16 protein-coding genes are annotated in these 17870 nt (G+C 46.7%); 10 read left to right on the top strand and 6 right to left on the bottom strand.

Going from position 1 to position 17870, the window contains the following annotated elements:
* Both QUB64_RS32225 and QUB64_RS32220 read left to right on the top strand, forming a co-directional pair.
* Positions 1-957, top strand: a 957-nt coding sequence (locus tag QUB64_RS32225) for an FGGY-family carbohydrate kinase (RefSeq protein ID WP_333394336.1), incomplete at its 5' end; no start/stop codon positions are given.
* A 96-nt stretch (positions 958-1053) separates the two neighbouring features.
* On the top strand, positions 1054-1686 hold the full coding sequence (locus QUB64_RS32220; protein WP_333266762.1) for a Uma2 family endonuclease: 633 nt from the start codon (positions 1054-1056) through the stop codon (positions 1684-1686).
* Between the two features lie 99 nt (positions 1687-1785).
* Here the strand turns inward: QUB64_RS32220 and pcrA are convergent, their stop codons facing one another.
* Together pcrA and QUB64_RS32210 are read right to left on the bottom strand one after the other, a co-directional pair.
* Entirely contained in the window at positions 1786-4131 is a 2346-nt protein-coding gene (gene pcrA, locus QUB64_RS32215; protein ID WP_333266764.1) for a DNA helicase PcrA, read from the bottom strand.
* 258 nt (positions 4132-4389) lie between these two features.
* Entirely contained in the window at positions 4390-4773 is a 384-nt protein-coding gene (locus QUB64_RS32210; protein ID WP_333325122.1) for a YkvA family protein, read from the bottom strand.
* A 150-nt stretch (positions 4774-4923) separates the two neighbouring features.
* Between QUB64_RS32210 and QUB64_RS32205 the strand changes: the two genes are divergently transcribed.
* Complete coding sequence (locus tag QUB64_RS32205) at positions 4924-5658, top strand: SIMPL domain-containing protein (RefSeq protein WP_333266768.1); 735 nt, start codon at positions 4924-4926, stop codon at positions 5656-5658.
* A gap of 102 nt (positions 5659-5760) precedes the next feature.
* Here QUB64_RS32205 and QUB64_RS32200 read toward each other — a convergent pair whose 3' ends face one another.
* The 4 genes from QUB64_RS32200 to QUB64_RS32185 all read right to left on the bottom strand — a co-directional run bounded on the left by QUB64_RS32200 (position 5761) and on the right by QUB64_RS32185 (position 11039).
* Positions 5761-7032 carry a hybrid sensor histidine kinase/response regulator gene (locus tag QUB64_RS32200; RefSeq protein ID WP_333266770.1) on the bottom strand — a complete coding sequence of 424 codons (1272 nt, stop codon included), beginning with the start codon at positions 7030-7032 and terminating at the stop codon, positions 5761-5763.
* An 11-nt stretch (positions 7033-7043) separates the two neighbouring features.
* Entirely contained in the window at positions 7044-9845 is a 2802-nt protein-coding gene (locus tag QUB64_RS32195) for a hybrid sensor histidine kinase/response regulator (protein WP_333266772.1), read from the bottom strand.
* 597 nt (positions 9846-10442) lie between these two features.
* Positions 10443-10796, bottom strand: coding sequence for an SH3 domain-containing protein (locus QUB64_RS32190; protein WP_333266774.1), 354 nt, complete (start codon positions 10794-10796; stop codon positions 10443-10445).
* A gap of 54 nt (positions 10797-10850) precedes the next feature.
* Positions 10851-11039: a hypothetical protein gene (locus QUB64_RS32185; RefSeq protein ID WP_333266776.1), complete on the bottom strand. Its 189-nt coding sequence runs from the start codon at positions 11037-11039 to the stop codon at positions 10851-10853.
* 24 nt (positions 11040-11063) lie between these two features.
* Between QUB64_RS32185 and QUB64_RS32180 the strand changes: the two genes are divergently transcribed.
* From QUB64_RS32180 to QUB64_RS32150, 7 genes are all read left to right on the top strand, one after another.
* Positions 11064-12245 (top strand): F420-0:Gamma-glutamyl ligase, encoded by a 1182-nt coding sequence (locus QUB64_RS32180; protein WP_333266777.1) that lies wholly within the window; start codon positions 11064-11066, stop codon positions 12243-12245.
* Positions 12246-12564: 319 nt separating this feature from the next.
* Positions 12565-13884, top strand: coding sequence for a GNAT family N-acetyltransferase (locus QUB64_RS32175; RefSeq protein ID WP_333266779.1), 1320 nt, complete (start codon positions 12565-12567; stop codon positions 13882-13884).
* A 201-nt stretch (positions 13885-14085) separates the two neighbouring features.
* Complete coding sequence (ruvX, locus tag QUB64_RS32170) at positions 14086-14550, top strand: Holliday junction resolvase RuvX (protein WP_333266781.1); 465 nt, start codon at positions 14086-14088, stop codon at positions 14548-14550.
* 220 nt (positions 14551-14770) lie between these two features.
* Positions 14771-14992 carry a hypothetical protein gene (locus QUB64_RS32165; protein ID WP_333266783.1) on the top strand — a complete coding sequence of 74 codons (222 nt, stop codon included), beginning with the start codon at positions 14771-14773 and terminating at the stop codon, positions 14990-14992.
* Between the two features lie 29 nt (positions 14993-15021).
* A complete protein-coding gene (locus tag QUB64_RS32160) occupies positions 15022-15597 on the top strand; it encodes a DUF3727 domain-containing protein (RefSeq protein ID WP_333266785.1) in 576 nt (191 codons plus the stop codon).
* Between the two features lie 346 nt (positions 15598-15943).
* Positions 15944-17068 (top strand): endolytic transglycosylase MltG, encoded by a 1125-nt coding sequence (gene mltG / locus QUB64_RS32155; RefSeq protein WP_333266787.1) that lies wholly within the window; start codon positions 15944-15946, stop codon positions 17066-17068.
* Positions 17069-17217: 149 nt separating this feature from the next.
* Complete coding sequence (locus QUB64_RS32150; RefSeq protein WP_333266789.1) at positions 17218-17739, top strand: YqeG family HAD IIIA-type phosphatase; 522 nt, start codon at positions 17218-17220, stop codon at positions 17737-17739.
* Positions 17740-17870: the final 131 nt, after the last annotated feature.

Below are 17870 nucleotides of genomic sequence, written 5' to 3'. Positions count from 1 at the left end.
GCAGAGGGCGGGCACGGGGGCACCGCCCCTACGGTTTTCCTGCATCAAGCCGATTGGCTGGGGTTTCTGCTACACGGAAAATTAGGAATTAGCGACTATCATAATGCTTTAAAACTCGGTTTTGATGTTGGTAATTTGTGCTATCCGAATTGGCTGATAGAGGGAATTGCGGGCGCCGTAACGCCTAAATTGCCGCAAGTTGTTGCACCGGGTACGCCTGTAGGGAAAGTTAGAGTGGAATTGGGCGATCGCTTCGGGTTTCCCCCAGATTGTACAGTGTATGCTGGTACAACAGATAGCATTGCAGCATTTTTAGCCAGCGGTGTCAATTCACCAGGGGAAGCTGTAACTTCTCTCGGTTCAACTTTAGCCGTGAAACTGTTAAGTCATACCCGCGTTGATGATTCGAGATACGGCATTTACAGTCATCGTTTTACCCTCCCTTTTGAAGGGGGGGCAGGGGGGGATCTGTGGTTAGTTGGAGGCGCTTCTAATACCGGAGGTGCGGTGTTGCGGCACTTTTTTACGGATGCTGAGTTAGAAGATTATAGCACACAAATCAATCCAGAGCAAGAGAGTTTGCTGAATTATTACCCATTATTGCAAAAGGGCGATCGCTTTCCAGTTAATGACCCGAATTTGCCGCCAACACTCGAACCGCGTCCGACTGATTCTGTGGAATTTCTGCATGGTTTGCTAGAAAGTATCGCGCGGATTGAGGCGCGGGGATATCAATTATTGCAGGAGTTGGGCGCGACTCCTTTGACAAAGGTTTATACTGCTGGCGGTGGCGCTAAAAATCTGGTTTGGAGTGCGATCAGAAAGCGTTATTTAAAAATGCCTGTTGAAACGCCTGTTCAGACTGCGGCTGCTTACGGGGTGGCGCTGTTGGCGATGCGAAGTGCGATCGGATTGACCGCAGATTTATGGCAGATAAACACAGATAAACGCAGATAATTTTAAGTGCGCTCGGGATATAATGCTAATTATCGCGCACCATCCACACTAAAAATTTTAATATGCGATCGACTGGAGTTTAACAAAGGAGAAATCGTGATCCAAACCAAAAAAAGAGCCAAAACAGTCACGTTTGACGAGTTCGTTACCTGGTATCCAGAGAACTCTGTCCACCGCTATGAACTACGCAATGGAGTTATTCTCGAAATGCCTTTAGGAACTGGCGACCATTCTGACGTGACGGGCTTTATATCCGGCGAAATTAATTTTGAAATCAGACGACTGCAATTATCCTACTCCATTCCCGGTGACTGCTTACTTAAACCCGTCCGCAACGAGTCAGGCTATCAGCCAGATGTAATTATTCTAGACCGATCTGCACTCATCAATGAACCGCGCTGGAAAAAAGAATCCATCATCACAATGGGTAATTCGGTGCGACTGGCTGTAGAAGTTGTCAGTACGAACTGGCGAGATGATTATTTTTTGAAAGCTTCCGACTATGAGGAAATGGGCATCCCTGAATACTGGATTGTAGACTATCTCGGTTTAGGCGGCCGCCAATTCATCGGTAATCCCAAACAACCAACTCTCTCGGTTTATCAATTGGTAGATGGGGAGTATCAGGTTAAGCAGTTTCAGGGCGATTCACGGGTGGAATCACTGGCTTTTCCAGAGTTGAACTTGACTGCTGAACAGATTTTTAAAGCCGGATTTCCTTTAAGATAAGATGGAGCTTGAAACCGCGTCTACAAAAACTAACGTTTGTAGTGAGGACTTTAGTCCTTTGATAGATGAGGACTAAAGTCCTTACTACAAACCAAGCTATTAAACTCGCTGCAACTTAGCAGTCCTCGGATCGATGATTTTGCGGCCCAAACCCGAAAACTTAATTGCTAGATTAGTTTTATCACCCACTCCCAAAACGTGGGTAATTTCTCCGACTCCAAAAGCATGATGAAAAACCCGTTCGCCAGCTTTCCATTCTGCTGGAGAACTCCCGGAATTAGCTGTTGAGTTATTGGTTTTTCCACTGGATGCAGCCGTTTTAGTCGTCTTAGTTTTTTTCGCACTTCCAGCTAACAAATGTGTGGGTAATTCTCCCAAGAATAGCGAAGGCGTGCAGTGTTCGCGATATCCTCCCCAGAGGCGGCGTTCGCGAGTGTGAGTCAAAAATAGCAATTCCTGGGCGCGAGTGATGCCGACGTAGCACAAACGGCGTTCTTCTTCAATAGCTTTCGGGTCATCTAAACTGCGGAAATTGGGAAATAAACCTTGTTCCATTCCGACTAGAAATACTACGGGAAATTCTAACCCTTTGGCGGAGTGCAGCGTCATCAGCGACACGCGCGAATCGTCTTCTTTCAAGTCGTCTAAATCGGAGGCTAAAGATGCTTTGGCTAAAAATGATGTCAGCGTCGGTTCTTCGTTTTGTTCTTCAAATTGGATTACCGCGTTGTACAATTCTCGCACGTTTTCGATCCGGTTTTCGGCTTCTTCGGTTCCTTGGTTTTTCAAATCGTCAATGTAACCAGAATCTTCGATAATTCCTTGGACAATTTGCGACGCGGATGTGGTTTCAAGTTTTTGTTGCCAATGACTAATCATCGCGGCAAACTTAATGATAGCTTTTGCCGATCGCCCTGCGAGAGTATTTACAGAAGACTCATCGCTGAGAATTTCCCACAACGGAATCCCTAACTGAGTTGCAGCCTCTTCGATTTTACCAAATGTGGTGTCGCCAATGCCGCGGCGGGGAGTGTTGATGATGCGTTTGAGGCTGACGCTATCGTCGGGATTGGCGATCGTCCGCAGGTATGCTAGGATATCTTTGATTTCTTTGCGATCGTAAAACTTTAGGCCGCCGACGATATTGTAGGGAATATCCAAGTACATTAACGCTTCTTCAAAGGAGCGAGATTGAGCGTTGGTGCGGTAGAGAATCGCAAAGTTACTGCCGTGTTCGTATTCCGAGTTTTGGCGCTTCAAGGATTGAATCTGACCAGCCACAAATTCCCCTTCATCTAACTCGTTGTCAGCGCGCCAGACAACAACCGGAGCTCCGGGTTCGCGAGTCGGGCGCAGCACCTTCTCGATGCGTTCGGTATTGTGTTCGATCAAGTGGTTGGCGAGTTCGAGGATGTTTTCGCGCGATCGATAATTCTCCTCTAATTTTACCATCGTCTGGGTTTTTTCATCAGATAAGCTGTCGCCGAAATCCTCTTGAAATTCCAGCAAGATGGTATAATCTGCCATCCGAAAACTGTAAATTGATTGATCCACATCGCCCACCACAAAAATCGAGCGGTTTTGCCATTTATCAAACTCTTTCGGGTCAACATTATTCGTGACTAACATCCGAATCAAATCGTATTGAGTGCGGTTGGTATCTTGATATTCGTCTACTAAAATATGTCGAAACTTGTGATGCCAATAATTTAAGACTTGCTCGTTTTGGCGCAGAAGTTTCACTGGAACCAGAATTAAATCATCAAAATCTAAGCCGTTGTTAGCTGCTAAAGCATCTTGGTAGCGGCTGTAAACATCGGCAATTACGCGCCCTCTATAATCCGGTTCGGCTGCGAGGAATTCTTGAGGCGACCAACCTTTATTTTTAGCATTGCTGATGACATAGCGCACTTTTCGCGGGTCAAATTTCTTATCGTCGAGGTTGAGGACTTTGGTGACGATTTGTTTGACGAGAGTTTGAGCATCTGACTCGTCAAAAATCGAAAAATTCTTCTTCCACTGGCGGCCTTTTTCGTCTTGATATTTCTCAATGTCGTAGCGGAGAATTCGGCCGCACAGAGAGTGGAAAGTCCCCATCCAAATCTGTTTGGTAATTCTGTGGTAAATTTGCGATCGCAATGAAGTCTGTATTTCCGGCGCTAAATCTGCCAAAGGTTTGCCATATTCCGCTTCAGCTTGCTGACTCGCCAGCAATTTCTCAATTCTTTCTTTCATCTCCCTAGCGGCTTTGTTGGTAAATGTCACCGCCAGAATATTTTCAGGATCGACTCGGTTGGTGCGAACTAAGTTAGCTACACGGTAAGTTAGAGCCCGCGTTTTCCCGGAACCGGCGCCTGCTACTACTAACAGCGGCCCGTTGTAATGGACGACTGCTTGGCGCTGGGATGGGTTGAGGTGGCTGAGGTAATCGGTAGTTTGAGTCATAGCTGGATAGTTAGTTGTTGGATTTTTTTAAAGGATAAATAATACTTAGTGTTTGATACAGGGAGTTTTTTTAAGGTCAGGCGCGATCGCCCTACAATATAATATCAGTTTAAGTTAATTATCTGCATTTTTTTTTGTTTGTAGTCGGGACTTTAGTCCTGATTTGATTAGAAACTGGAGAGCGGACTGAAGTCTTCACTGCGAAACGTTTGGAGCGGACTGAAGTCCTCACTACGAACCTTATTCAGTTTGAGTTTTTTAACGTTTCAATATTTGTTTTAGGAAAATGGCTGCTAATATTCCGAAACCTATCCAGATGGCGATAATTACAGCGGCGGCTGTCCGATTTATCGGTTTTCCTCGCTCTATTTCTGCGGCTGCTTTTTCCCGACATTCGGCTAAAACCTGTGGCGGAATCATCTTCAATATCAGCCAAATTCCTAATGGTACAATTATCAAATCGTCTAAGTAGCCGAGAATTGGGATGAAGTCTGGAATTAAGTCGATCGGGCTAAAGGCATAAGCAACTGTAACACCTGCTAAAACTCTCGCGTACCAAGGTACTCTCTGGTCTCTACTGGCTAAATAAACAGCGTAAGTTTCTTTTTTGAGTTGGCGGGCAGCTTGTTTCAAAGATTGCATATAAAAACAAATGACAAATAACAAATGACAAATGACAAATGACAAATGACTAAATTTTTTAGTTGCTAAAAACGTAACAGGCTGAATCTTTAGCAATTCCAGTGCGAAGGTCAAGTATATCATCTGTTGTATGTGAGGAGCATCGAATTTATGAATTCAAATTTGCAACGCAATACTAGAATCAATTTCCCCAACCTGATAACAGCGTTGTGTTTAACCTTAACACTCGTTAGTTTCGCGGGATTAGATCCGGTACAGGCTCAAGAACAGCGGATCAGAACGCTAACAGTTACTGGGCGCGGGATAGAAACAATTCCCACTACTCAAACTTTCGTGCATTTGGGGGTTGAGGTGCAGGGAAAAACGGCAGCCGAGGTGCAGCAGGAAGCGGCGAGGCGATCGTCCGCTGTGGTAGAATTGCTGCGATCGCGCCAAGTCGAAAAACTCGAAACCGCCGGTATCACCCTCAACCCAAATTACAGCGACGGAAGCAACCAGCAGCGCATAATCGGGTATACTGCTACAAATACCGTCAGTTTTCGCATCAATACTGGCTCTGCTGGCACTTTGCTCGACGATGCGGTAACAGCCGGAGCAACCCGAATTCAAGGTGTGAGTTTTGTTGCTACCGAAAGTGCGATCGCCCAAGCTCAAAAACAAGCACTCAAAAAAGCCACTCAAGATGCTCAATCGCAAGCAGATGCAGTCCTGAGCGCGCTTAACCTCAAGCGGGGAGAGATTCTCGGAATTCAAGTCAACGGTGCGAGCGCACGGCCTCCTGTGTACCGGCAGTTTGCTGCTCGCGCTGATGCTAATGCTACAACGCCCGTGGTGGGAGGAGAAGAGCAGGTAGATGCTTCTGTGACTTTGCAAATTAGCTATTAATTCAGGGTTCGTAGTGAGGACTTTAGTCCGCATAAAGAAGGACTAAAGTCCTCACTACGAACCTATTTTATCGCGTTTGTTGGAGTCAAAATAATATTAAAATTAAATAGGAAGTTCGATCGCAAATTCGGTTCCCTCACCCACCGTAGACTTGCAGAACAATTGACCGCCGTGCTTATCACTCACAATCTGCTTAGCAATCGACAATCCCAGCCCAGTGCCTTTACCCACCGCTTTTGTGGTAAACAGAGGTTCAAACAAATGTTGTTGAATCTCATCCGTCATTCCCAACCCGTTATCCGCAATTCGGACGATCGCACTTTCGGTCAAAACTTCCGTACTAATAGTAATTGTCAGAGGACGTTGGTCTTTTTCCCAAGCATCCTCCACAGCATCGATCGCATTTGCCAACAAATTCATAAACACTTGATTCATCGGGCCCGGATAGCACTTAATCGCGGGCAAATCACTGTAGTTTTTGATAATTTCAATCACCGGGCGAGATCCTCGATCCTTCAGTCGGTGTTTTAATAGCAGCAGCGTACTATCTATAGTCTCATGCAGATCGATCGCACTAGCAGTATCTCCATCCGCACGGGCAAAGTTCCGCAGCGACAGCGAAATATCTTTAATCCGTTCAGTGCCTATTTCCATTGAATCCAAGAGGTGAGAAAAATCTTCGATCACAAACTCCAAATCAATATCTTCAATCTTGATAGCGATATCTGATGCAGGAGCAGGGTAGTGTTTTTTATATAAGCTAAGAACTTCTGTAATCTCAGCCAGATATTCCTTCGCCGGTGCAATGTTGCTGAGCATAAAACTCAGCGGGTTGTTGATTTCATGGGCGACTCCGGCAACCAGTTGCCCCAGGGCGGATAGTTTTTCTTGCTGCACTACCTTGACTTGGGCTTCTTGCAATGCACAGGTGCGTTGTGTAACTTGCTGTTCCAAATTGTCAGTCAACTGTTTGAGTTGCCAGTGAATGTTAACTCGGGCAATTACTTCGTCTTGTTCAAAAGGTTTGGTGATATAATCCACTGCACCTAATGACAAGCCCTTAATCTTGCTTTCGGCATCTGCTAAGGCCGTCATAAAAATGACTGGAATTGTCTTTGTCGCGGGGTTGGATTTAATTCTGCTACAGGTTTCAAAGCCGTCGATTCCCGGCATTTGCACGTCTAGCAATATGAGTTCCGGGAAAGGATTTTTTGTGGGATCGATCGCACATTTTTCCAGCATCGCCAGCGCCGATTCGCCTTCCACTGCTACTCGCACTTTGTAACCTGCTGTTTTTAATGCCTGGGACAGCACAGACAAATTAGTGGAACTGTCATCTACTATCAAAATAAATCTTTTATCTGATTCAATCATGATATTTTTCCTTACGCTTGTAATAAATGCTCCTCAATCAATGCCCGCAGTTCTTTTACCTGAAATCCTTCTGCTAAAACGATTATTTTAGTTGCAAAAATCGCGTGTTCGGGATTGGCTGTTTGAATCTCTTCCGCAATCTCGATTACCGCGTCTAAATCCCCAGCTTGAGCTTGTTCGTGTAACAAATGCAAAATCTCGATCGCCGGAATCTGCATTTCGTTTGGCCGGGCGATCGCATTTTGCCCTTTTTTGCCCGCATCTACTGTGTCGCCATACACCCACTCGAGTTGCAAGTATTTTTGAAGTAAGCCCAGCAACAAATCTGCTTGCACTGGTTTCGGCAAAAAATCACTCCCGCCTGCATCCAAGCTCTTTTGGCGATCGATCTCAAACACGCTTGCAGATGACACTAGCACGATCGCATCTCGCAGTTGAGGATGAGCGCGGATTTGCTCCAAAAACTCGAATCCGTCCATCACCGGCATGGATAAATCGGTGAGGATCAAATCGGGTTTAGTGGCTAAAGCGCGATCGAGTCCTTCCTTACCATCAGCAGCCTCAATCATCTCAAAGCCGATCGGTTCCAGCAAGTTTACCAGTACCGCCCGATTTTCCCACCTGTCATCCACCACGAGAATTTTGCGTTTTTCGCCTTCGTAACCCAAAACAGCCCTCTGTTCGACGATTCTCGAACTATCAGCCCAATCCAGAGCCTCGGGGAGTGCGACTTCAAAGGAAAAAATACTGCCAAATCCCGCACGGCTGTCGATCGCAATTTCACTCTGCATCAAACCCACAATCTTTTGACTGATCGCGAGTCCCAATCCGGTGCCTTCCGATTGTTTTTTCACATCACCTACTTGCTCAAAAGGCAGAAAGATTTTCTGAACTTGTGCTGGTGTCATTCCCGGGCCCGTATCTTCGACTCGGAAGCGAATCTTGTATAAAGTTGGAGTTGGATTATCCAACTGATTTACATCCGCTAACTCAGCATTATTGATGGCATCTACCTGAAAAACAACTCCACCTTGTTCCGTAAACTTAATCGCATTGCCAAGCAAATTCAGCAGCACTTGGCGCAAACGTTTCTCATCACCACAAACCCCGGTAGGGAGTTCCGTATCTATTTTTAAATCAAAAGTAATTGCTTTTTCCTGGGCGCGAATCATGCAGATTTCGGCAACACCTTGGAGAAATGAAGGTAGGTGAAAAGCAGTGGGATGCAGTTCGAGTTTTCGGGCTTCAATTTTCGACAAATCCAACACATCATTAATCAGCGTTAGCAGGTGCGAACCGCACTGATAAATGATATCAACGCCACCGCGCCCTTTTTTGGTCATCGGTTCGCTGCGCTGGAGAATTTGTGCGTATCCTAAAATCCCATTGAGGGGAGTTCGCAATTCGTGACTCATGTTAGCCAAAAATTCGCTTTTAGCGCGGTTGGCGCCGTCTGCCATTTCTTTAGCGATTTTGAGTTCGACGGTGCGCTCTTCGACGCGCTGTTCGAGTTCCGCGTTGGTATTTTCGAGGGCTGTAAAAGAGTCGCGCAGTTGCTGCGCCATGTCGTTGAAGGATTGAGTCAGCACGCCCAGTTCATTCTTCCCGGAGACTTCCAAAGTGCGATCGAACTTCCCCGAGGCGAGATCCTTTGATGCTATGCTCAATTGTGCGATCGGCTCAGCAATCAAGCGAGAAGTGTAAAAACCCACAATCGTAGCCACAATTAAGGCGCCGATGCAAAATAGAATCGTGGTGCGGGTATTGGCATTAATTTGCCCCATGAAATCCGATTCAGGAACCACAACAACTACCAACCAATCCAATCCCCACTCATCTTTCCAGGGTAAAACTTGGACAAACTGACGCTGACCTTCCGAGATAAACTCAATCTGCTGACTTTGTTGAATTTTGTTAAAATTCTGAAAGCGATTCTTCAGGTACTGAGCGGTATTGGCAATTAACGGATCGCTGCTGCTAATAGCGGTTAGTCGCTGTGCTTTTTTGTTAACAATTGTGAAAGGTTTCTCTGAACTGGAAGAGGCAACAATCAGTCCGCTGCGTTCGATGATGAAGATTCTACCGGAACGGCTAACGTTTAACTGACGCAAGAAATCGCTAATTTGTGTGAGCCGTTGGTCAACTCCTATTACCCCGATTAATTGTTTGTTTTTATCGTATACAGGTCTGTTTGCCGAAACAGAAAGCGTGTAAGGTGGAGAGTCCCATTGATAAACGTTCCATGTAGGTTTTCCTGCTAGGGCTGTCTGCGCGTACCACCCTTCTTTTTTGGCGATGTACACTCCATTATCAATAGCAATAGTTGTGCGATTTCCCTCTTTATCTGTATTGAAAATATACCAATTCCGGTTTGCATTCCGCGCTTGAGAAACTTCATCAACCGTAACGCGATTGTCGTCAAAAAAATGCCCAGCGCCTGCAAAATCACCTGATGTAAAAGCAAAGCCAATATAGCCAACATTATACTGTTGCAACTGCTGCCAAAAAAACTGTCCGAGTTGTTGTGAATTGTTGTAGTCTAGCAATCCGAGATCGACAGCATCACCGTTGACTTCTGCAAGATGGCGCGCTGTGTTGAGTTGGCTGTTTAGATGCTGGGTAATGCGGCTGCTGACTTCAGTTTGGAGTTGAGAGGCCAAATCATTGATGGCTTTCTGTCCGTTGCGGAAGGATAAGTAGCCAACAATGCCGACTGCACCGATGATTTGTAGCACGAACGGGACAATCAAAACGGTTCGCAGCGGCGCATTACCAATCAGTTTCTTAAATATTGACGGCTGGGATGGTGACATATGGCAATTCACGATTGCAGCGAGACGGGTATTCGTTTTTGCTCAACTACACTTAATCGAGCTATTTTTTGTTATAAATATTGAGCGGGCGATCGCCTTGATCTTGGAATCGCCTAATTTGTGTTTATGTATCGATATTAACCCAAAAATGATTGAAGCAAGAATTTTGTATTGTTAATTTAATATCTCGCCCGCACAGACAGCCGCACTTCCATAGCAGTTATCAATCGACTCCAATACAGCTTTAGAAACATTACTGCCGTGTCTTTACCGATATCTCAACTGAAAAACGCTATATCAGGGGATTCTCGTAGGGGCTTCACTAAATGGATACTTGATTTTGCTGCGAATACTTAAGTAAATATAGCAATCCTAAATGATTTGTACATATGTAGGGGTAGTGGATGGTGCGGGCCTACCCCCAGCATAAAGAGGGCAACCACGGGGGGTTGCCCCTACAAGAATTACACAACTGATGAACGGACTGCTATAGACTTAGATAAATGCGATCGCGAGTTGTTTGGGCGATCGTATATTTAAAGTACAATCAAAGAGAGGGTGCGTGTAGAGTGCTTTGTTTCTGGTTTATCGCCTCATCTAGGGATTAGGACATTTCAGTCTCAAAAAGTCTGCTTTGATCCAACCTTTGTACTCACTTGCTCTCAATCTTGTAGTCAAATACCAGACATTTCCTTCGCTATCTTTGCGGCCCAGTGGAGACACGACACTACTTTTATTTTGGTCGTCATTGGCGACAATCACTAAATTTCCTACCGATACTGTGCCTACAACGCTAAAAATGCTTCCCGCACCAGACCTGATATTAACTTGTGAGCCAATATCTTCACCGACAATATCGGCAACGCAGCTTTTGTCTGTGATGGATTGAGCGCTTACACTCTGAGTGAGTTGGGAAGTGAATATTGTGATAATGGCGATTTTTACAAGCATCAAGGTGCAATTTTTTACAGGTTTCATAGGTGAGACAAAAACTTATTTTTGAAATTAAGATGAGCGAATCAGGGTAGATGGTGAGAAGGTCGATCGACCTTCGCTGCATCCCAAGTGCGATCGCACATCCCATCCCCACAGCCCGCCAAATTCACTAAATTCGATCGCCCCCAGCTTTCCCCAGCAAATCCAATTACTACCGGATCGGATCTCGAAGTACCCGAGATCGACTACAGTAAACACAAAATATTATTGGCGGTGATTTGAGTGATTGAGACTTTAGCAACAGGAATCGCAGCAGCCGGTTCGCTGCTAGCATTGGGCGGATTGGGCCTAGAGTTGAACTATCGCCGGACTGGGAGTGCAAATAAACTAGAACTTACAGCCGGAGAATGGCACTTAGCCATAAACGAACCCAACCGCTATCTTTTGGTTGGCGAAATGGAATTCCGCAATCTGACACAGCGGTTCGAGATTATGTTGCCAGATGTGCGCGCAGAGGTGAAACTGCTATCAGACGGAAGTTTGGATGGCGTTACTGCTCAGACAAAAGTCATTCCTTGTCACACAGACGCCACAGCAAGAGCAGACGATTACTGGTTCGGGTATATTGTGAAAGCCCAAAAAACTACGAAAATCAAAGTTTCCGTAGACATTCAAGGGCAAGATTTAACCAAATTGCAGTCAGCTTGGGTGCAAATACATTTCGTCACCTACGGCCCAAGCGGGCGCATTCCCAGAGTCCGCAACGTAGTAGTTCCCCTGCAATTTCCCAACTCTGACACCGTACCCACCGCCCGCAATGTCGGTGTTGCAGAAGTCTTCCCAATTCGCACCCACATCCTCGCCGAACTCGACAATCCCGTCGAAATTGTCAAGCGTTACGTGTTACCGCGCGCCCAGAAAGGCGATATCGTCGCCCTCGCAGAAACTCCCCTAGCCTTGATGCAGGGACGTTACCGCCATCCCAGCGAAGTCAAGCCCGGATGGGCGGCCAAGCGCGTCTGCTTGTTTTTCTTACCGATGTCGAGTTTGGCCACGGCTTGCGGAATGCAGACATTGGTGGATGTAGTTGGGCCTTGGCGTGTAGTCGCAGCATTTGCGATCGGCGCCGTAGCAAAAGTATTCGGTAAACCGGGAGTATTTTACCAACTAGCAGGGGAACAAGCCAGACTGATCGACGATGTTACCGGGACTTTGCCTCCCTTCGACCAATTTATCGTGCTTGGCCCGGACAATCCCCAGCAAGTTGTAGAGGAAATTCTACGAGAAACCGGACTTGCGGCGGCGATCGTAGACGCTAATGACTTAAAAGCAGTTAAGATATTAGCAGCGACCTCCGATTTATCGGTAACATTTTTAGAGCAAGCGTTACGCAGCAACCCCGCCGGGAATGCTGATGAGCGAACACCAGTTGTTTTAATTCGACCTCTGCCACAAAAATCTTGAGCTGACAATTGAAAATTAAAAAGTCGAAAAATTGATTTAAAGTTTTTAACTTTAGATCCACCAAGAAAGGGAGAAGAATTAAAAGTTATAAGTTTTGAATTCACAAGTCGCACAGTCAAAACTAAAAACTTACCTAACTCTTCCTCTTTCTTAAAGATATTTAATTTTCAATGATAGTCTCCTATCCTATTTCTCTATCTTACGGTTCTCAAATTTCGTGAGGGACTAGCAAATCAATGACAAATGACAAATGACAAATGACAAATGACCAATTACCAATTACTAATTATCAATTTATACCTCACTTGAGAATTTATATATGACTTCATTTCCCTCCCAAAACCAAAACCAGGTTGTGATTCGTCCGTTTCAGTACCGCGACATCGAGGCGATGGAACAACTGTGCGCGGAAACAGCCGAACAACCAGAAAAATGCAAGGGCGCAAGCTGTGATTTGGTACTAGGTAAAAAGTTTCAGCAGATTCGTCGCTGGTACGGACTGCTAAAGCTGTTTAGTTTGTTTCCCAACCCTTGTCAGTCTCTGTTTCGAGCCCATGTTGCCGAAGAAGAGGGGACAGTTAAGGGGATAATTCAGATTTCTCCGTTTAACCGCACCCGCAGCACTTGGCGGATCGATCGCGTCGGAGTAGACCCAGAAGCCCGCAGCAAAGGCATTGGTTCGATGCTGATGCGGTACTGCTTCGAGGCTGTCTGGGAGGCGCGCACCTGGCTGCTAGAGGTCAATGTTGGCGATAAAAATTCCCTGGCTTTGTACCGGCAAAATGGGTTTCAGCCGTTGGCCCAGATGACTTATTGGTCGATCGCCCCCGAACGCCTCCAAGAAATGGCCAACTCGACGCCAGATTTGCCCAATTTACTGCCCGTAAGCAACGCCGACGCTCAATTTCTATATCAACTCGATACCGCGTCTATGCCCCCGTTAGTGCGTCAAGTATTCGATCGGCACATTCAAGACTTCAAAACCAGTTTTTTGGGCGCCTTATTTGAAGGTGTCAAACAATGGCTGAGCAAAACAGAGGTAGTCAGCGCCTACGTCTTTGAACCCCAGCGCAAAGCTGCGATCGGCTATTTTCAGGTGCAGCTATCCCGCAACGGCCAACAGCCCCACGTCGCCCAGTTGACAGTGCACCCGGCCTACACTTGGCTGTATCCAGAACTGCTGTCCCAGATGGCGCGCCTCGTTCAAGATTTCCCAGTTCAAAGCCTGCAACTAGCTTCCGCCGACTATCAACCGGAACGGGAAGCTTATTTAGAGCAATTTGGAGCTGTGCGTTTGGAACATAGCTTGCTGATGTCGCGATCGGTATGGCACAAATTGCGCGAGTCCAAGTTAGTCTCCCTCGAAGGACTCCAACTATCAGAAGTGTTGCAGAGCTTCCAGCCAACTCGCAAACCCGTACCGGGCCGGATGTCCTGGCTCGGCCCGATGGCTGGAGAAGCCGCAACAGGGCCCGCGTCGTCCGAGATCAAGCCCTTTTTGTTGGACTCAGGAAAAAATCAAGCCGATCGAGTTAACCCTTTGAATAGCTTAAATTCCGAATCGACAGCAACAGATAGTGGTAGCATTTTGCCTCCTTATTTGCCGGAGTTGCCTCAAGAGGGCGACACCCAAGAATAGGACTTAATTCCTGATATAATGTCCTCTCAATTAACAGTTTGTAGTGAGGACTTTAGTCCTCTTCTTTATGCGGACTGAAGTCCTCACTACAAACCTAACAAACTTAACTTCTTCTCTTCTTCCTTCGCGTTCTTCGTGTCTTCGCGGTTCGTTAAAAAAAAATTCCGCTAACAAAATATAAAATCTAAAATCGATTGATTAATGTCCAACGAATTATGGATTTCCGCACTGGGATTAGATATCGGTAACAAACGAGTCGGCATCGCCGGGTGTGACGGGACTGGTTTAATCGCTACGGGGATTACTACTCTGGTACGATCGTCCTTCGATCGAGATGTAGCTTATCTCAGGGCGATCGTGGAAGAGCGAAGAGTGCAAATTTTGGTGGCTGGCCTACCCTACTCCCTCAACGGAGAAGTGGGCGCTCAAGCCCGAAAAGTCCAGAAATATGCCAGTCGCATCGCCGCCGCCTTAGATCTTCCCCTAGAATACGCGGACGAGCGCCTGACTTCTGTTGGCGCAGAGGAATTGATCCAAGCTCAAGGGATGTCGCCGTCGCGCAATAAGGGTTTGATCGATCGCAAAGCAGCGGCCTTGATTTTGCAGCAGTGGCTGGACGATCGCCGGCAAAAGATCGGCGCAATTGCCAATCCCGATAGGTTTTGACATACTCCGGGCGCGTTTGCGCGCCCGGAGTATGGATTCAAACAGAAACGGCAGGCTTCGCCCGTCTTACGTTTCCTAGCCCAATAGACAATGCCCTGTCTATCAAAATAATTATACGCTAAAGCCCCCCTAGAAGGACGGGGCTTTCAACTCAGTTTTTCCGTAGTAACAGAGGCGTGATATCCTAGTTGTGCAAGTTTGCTACGCACACCTGTAAGCGTTGACACATGGGAAAAAATTCCCCAGAACCTCGGTACTGAAGCAGCGCATAATTGTGATTTGTCCTCAGTGTCGCTTGCGAACTCGGCTGAGATTTAAACGCTGCACTCCTCGCCTGTGGAAAATGCCGCGAGTCTCGCGGTTTAAGTTTGTGGACTGGCGATCGCCCGAAGAGGCCCAATATCGCCACGAAAATCCCCAATTGTCAAGCAAAGATTACTGAATTATTGACGGAAAATTAAGATACACGCGATGTCCTCATCCCCATACCGCAAAGAGAATGGTAATTCCCACGAAACGTCCGTCACCCTGACGGATGAACTTGGGCGATCGCTAACTTGCAACATAGAATATTCGATGAACCTAGAAGGTCAAGAATACGCCTTGCTGTTGCCGATCGACTCTCCCGTAGAAATTTTTACTTGGCACGGAGACGATACCGACGAAGCAGCAATTCCTGTAGAAGACGAGACGGAAATTGACAAAATTTTTGATACTGCTAGAGTTGTGCTGCAAGAGCAGAACTTGACACTCCGGCGCACGGCGGTGACACTGACAGTGGTTGGCGAATTGCCGGAATTTCCCGACGAGGATTTGGAGCCTAATGCCGATCCCGATGAGGAGTCGGAGTTCGAGGAACTGATGTGGCTGACGAGCTTCTATCACGAAGAACAGGAATATGCCATTTATACGCCTCTCGATCCGTTCTTTATCTTGGCGAGAATGAATGATGACGGCAAGCCAGAATTGCTCTCGGAAGAAGAGTTTCAAAGGCTAGAACCGATGTTGCCCATGCTGGAAGACCAGTTCTTTGACGAGCTTGATTAGATATTAATTGCAGTTTTGCTGGGCTTGTGAAGTACAAAGAAACTGGTTTAGAGTAGGGGCGGTGCAACGCCGTGCCCGCCCTGATGGGTCTCTGATCTGTACTCGATCGACCTGCAACCTGTAATTGCAGAAGGCATGAGGTAAAAAGCAGAATATTTGACTATTTTATAAAAAAGTCAACTGCTCGGTCGATCGAACTTTTTCGAGATGGCGCCTTTTGCCCTGTCAGCTCTGGCTGTTGAATTGGGCCTTTAAAAAGGGTGGTATCCGTAACTTTTCGGTCATCAATTGCAGATCATCAGTCATTAGTCGTTAGTTAACCGTCGCTGATCGAGGACAACGGACTATGAACAAAGAACAACTGACAAAAGGCAGCGCGCGCGAGATCCGAAAACCTCCTCGGAAAGTCTCTAAATGGTTGTTTTATCTGGCGTTGCTGCCGGCAATTTGGGGAGTTGGCGCTTGGCAGGGCTGGGCTTGGTGGAGCTGGGCTTCGGCGCCGCCCAAAATAGCTGAAACGTCAACTTCCCCAGGACAGGATGCTGCTGTTTCTATCCAAATCCCCCCTGGTACTTCCAGTCAAAAAATCGGGCAGGATTTAGAGGCCGCTGGCTTAATTCGATCGGCAGGAGCATGGAATATGTGGGCCCGCTGGCTGACTCTGCAAAACCGCGACGGAGGTTTTAAAGCCGGAACTTACCAACTGTCGCCGACTCAGCCTCTGAGTGCGGTTGCTGAGAAAATTTGGAAGGGTGAAGTCGTACAGCAGAGTTTCACGATTCCCGAAGGATGGTCGCTGCAACAAATGAGCGCTTATTTTGAAGCGCAAGGTTTTTTCCCGGCTAAGGATTTTATCGCGGCGGCGAGTCAAGTTCCCTACGCTCAATACCCTTGGCTGCCGAGCGGCTTGCCTCATTTGGAAGGTTTTTTGTACCCGGATACTTATCAGCTAGACGGCGATGCAGTTAGCCCGGAAGCTGTCATCAAACAAATGCTCGGCCGTTTCGAGCGGATAGCTTTGCCGGTGTTTCAAAAAAATCAGAACAACACTAAGCTTTCTTTGAAAGAGTGGGTGACGCTGGCGAGTATTGTGGAAAAAGAAGCTGTGGTTGCTGCGGAGCGCCATCGCATTGCTGGGGTGTTTACCAGCCGCTTGAATAAGGGCATGAAGTTGGGTTCCGATCCGACGGTTGAATACGCCCTCGGCATCAGACAAACGAAGGAGAAACCTCTGACTTTTAAGCAGGTGGAAACGCCTTCTCCCTACAATACTTATGTGAATGTAGGGCTGCCCCCAACTCCGATCGCAGCTCCGGGAATAGCAAGTCTGGAAGCGACTCTGGCTCCTGAAAATACAGAATACCTGTATTTTATGGCTCGATACGACGGCACTCACATTTTCAGCCGCACTCAGGCAGAACACGATGCTGCTGTCGCTCAAGTTGACCAGCAAGTGCGATCGGGTCAATAGATGGGCAATGACTAATACAAAAGTAAAAAGTCAAAAGTTACAAAGCAAAAGCCAGAATAATTCACTTTTGATTTTTTACTTTTTCAATCTTTAAGTTCCCATTTCTTATTTCTCAATCTCAAATCTAAAATCTCAAATCTAAAATCATTATGACTTGGGGTAAACTACTACAGCCCGACTTAGTTCTAGGCGATTCGGTCGTAAATTTAACGGCAGATATTCTTCAGCAATATCATATTAAAGGATTAGTGTTGGATGTGGACGAAACTCTCGTTCCCATGACAGCAATCAATGCTTCTCCTGAACTCAGCCTGTGGGTGGAAGAAATTAAACCCGTAGTATCGCTGTGGTTGGCGAGCAATAATTTAAGTCAGACTCGGATCGGTCGAATTGCTGAGTCTTTGAATCTACCTTACATCACTGGTGCGGCTAAGCCGTCGCGCCGCAAGTTGCGAAAAGCCGTGACGGCGATGAATTTGCCGGTGGAACAGGTGGCGATGGTGGGCGATCGACTTTTTACTGATGTTTTGGCCGGCAATCGTTTGGGTATGTTTACTATTTTAGTCGAGCCAATGGTTGATGCTGGGTATGCGCTTCGCAAATATCCGGTGCGTTCTTTTGAGGTTTGGGTGTCTCAAGCTTTGGGTGCTTCTCTTGATAGCAGAAAGTAGTCATTGGTCATTGGTCATTGGTCATTGGTCATTGGTCATTGGTCAGTAGTCAGATCGCGTCCGGTCGATTACCATAACAAAAACGGAACGCACGTGCGTCCTGGCGTCCGCAGCATTTTGCGGACGCCAGG

The organism is Microcoleus sp. Aus8_D2 (assembly GCF_036702665.1).
Lineage (GTDB): Bacteria > Cyanobacteriota > Cyanobacteriia > Cyanobacteriales > Microcoleaceae > Microcoleus.
Note: the sequence above shows the minus strand (reverse complement) of the source record. Positions and strands in the feature narration are given on the sequence as shown.

What these genes read in the sequence shown, in the direction of transcription:
- pcrA (WP_333266764.1), bottom strand. Translation starts at nt 4,131, where the DNA reads ATGACTCAAACTACCGATTACCTCAGCCACCTCAACCCATCCCAGCGC.
- QUB64_RS32210 (WP_333325122.1), bottom strand. Translation starts at nt 4,773, where the DNA reads ATGCAATCTTTGAAACAAGCTGCCCGCCAACTCAAAAAAGAAACTTAC.
- QUB64_RS32205 (WP_333266768.1), top strand. Translation starts at nt 4,924, where the DNA reads ATGAATTCAAATTTGCAACGCAATACTAGAATCAATTTCCCCAACCTG.
- QUB64_RS32200 (WP_333266770.1), bottom strand. Translation starts at nt 7,032, where the DNA reads ATGATTGAATCAGATAAAAGATTTATTTTGATAGTAGATGACAGTTCC.
- QUB64_RS32195 (WP_333266772.1), bottom strand. Translation starts at nt 9,845, where the DNA reads ATGTCACCATCCCAGCCGTCAATATTTAAGAAACTGATTGGTAATGCG.
- QUB64_RS32190 (WP_333266774.1), bottom strand. Translation starts at nt 10,796, where the DNA reads ATGCTTGTAAAAATCGCCATTATCACAATATTCACTTCCCAACTCACT.
- QUB64_RS32175 (WP_333266779.1), top strand. Translation starts at nt 12,565, where the DNA reads ATGACTTCATTTCCCTCCCAAAACCAAAACCAGGTTGTGATTCGTCCG.
- ruvX (WP_333266781.1), top strand. Translation starts at nt 14,086, where the DNA reads ATGTCCAACGAATTATGGATTTCCGCACTGGGATTAGATATCGGTAAC.
- QUB64_RS32160 (WP_333266785.1), top strand. Translation starts at nt 15,022, where the DNA reads ATGTCCTCATCCCCATACCGCAAAGAGAATGGTAATTCCCACGAAACG.
- mltG (WP_333266787.1), top strand. Translation starts at nt 15,944, where the DNA reads ATGAACAAAGAACAACTGACAAAAGGCAGCGCGCGCGAGATCCGAAAA.
- QUB64_RS32150 (WP_333266789.1), top strand. Translation starts at nt 17,218, where the DNA reads ATGACTTGGGGTAAACTACTACAGCCCGACTTAGTTCTAGGCGATTCG.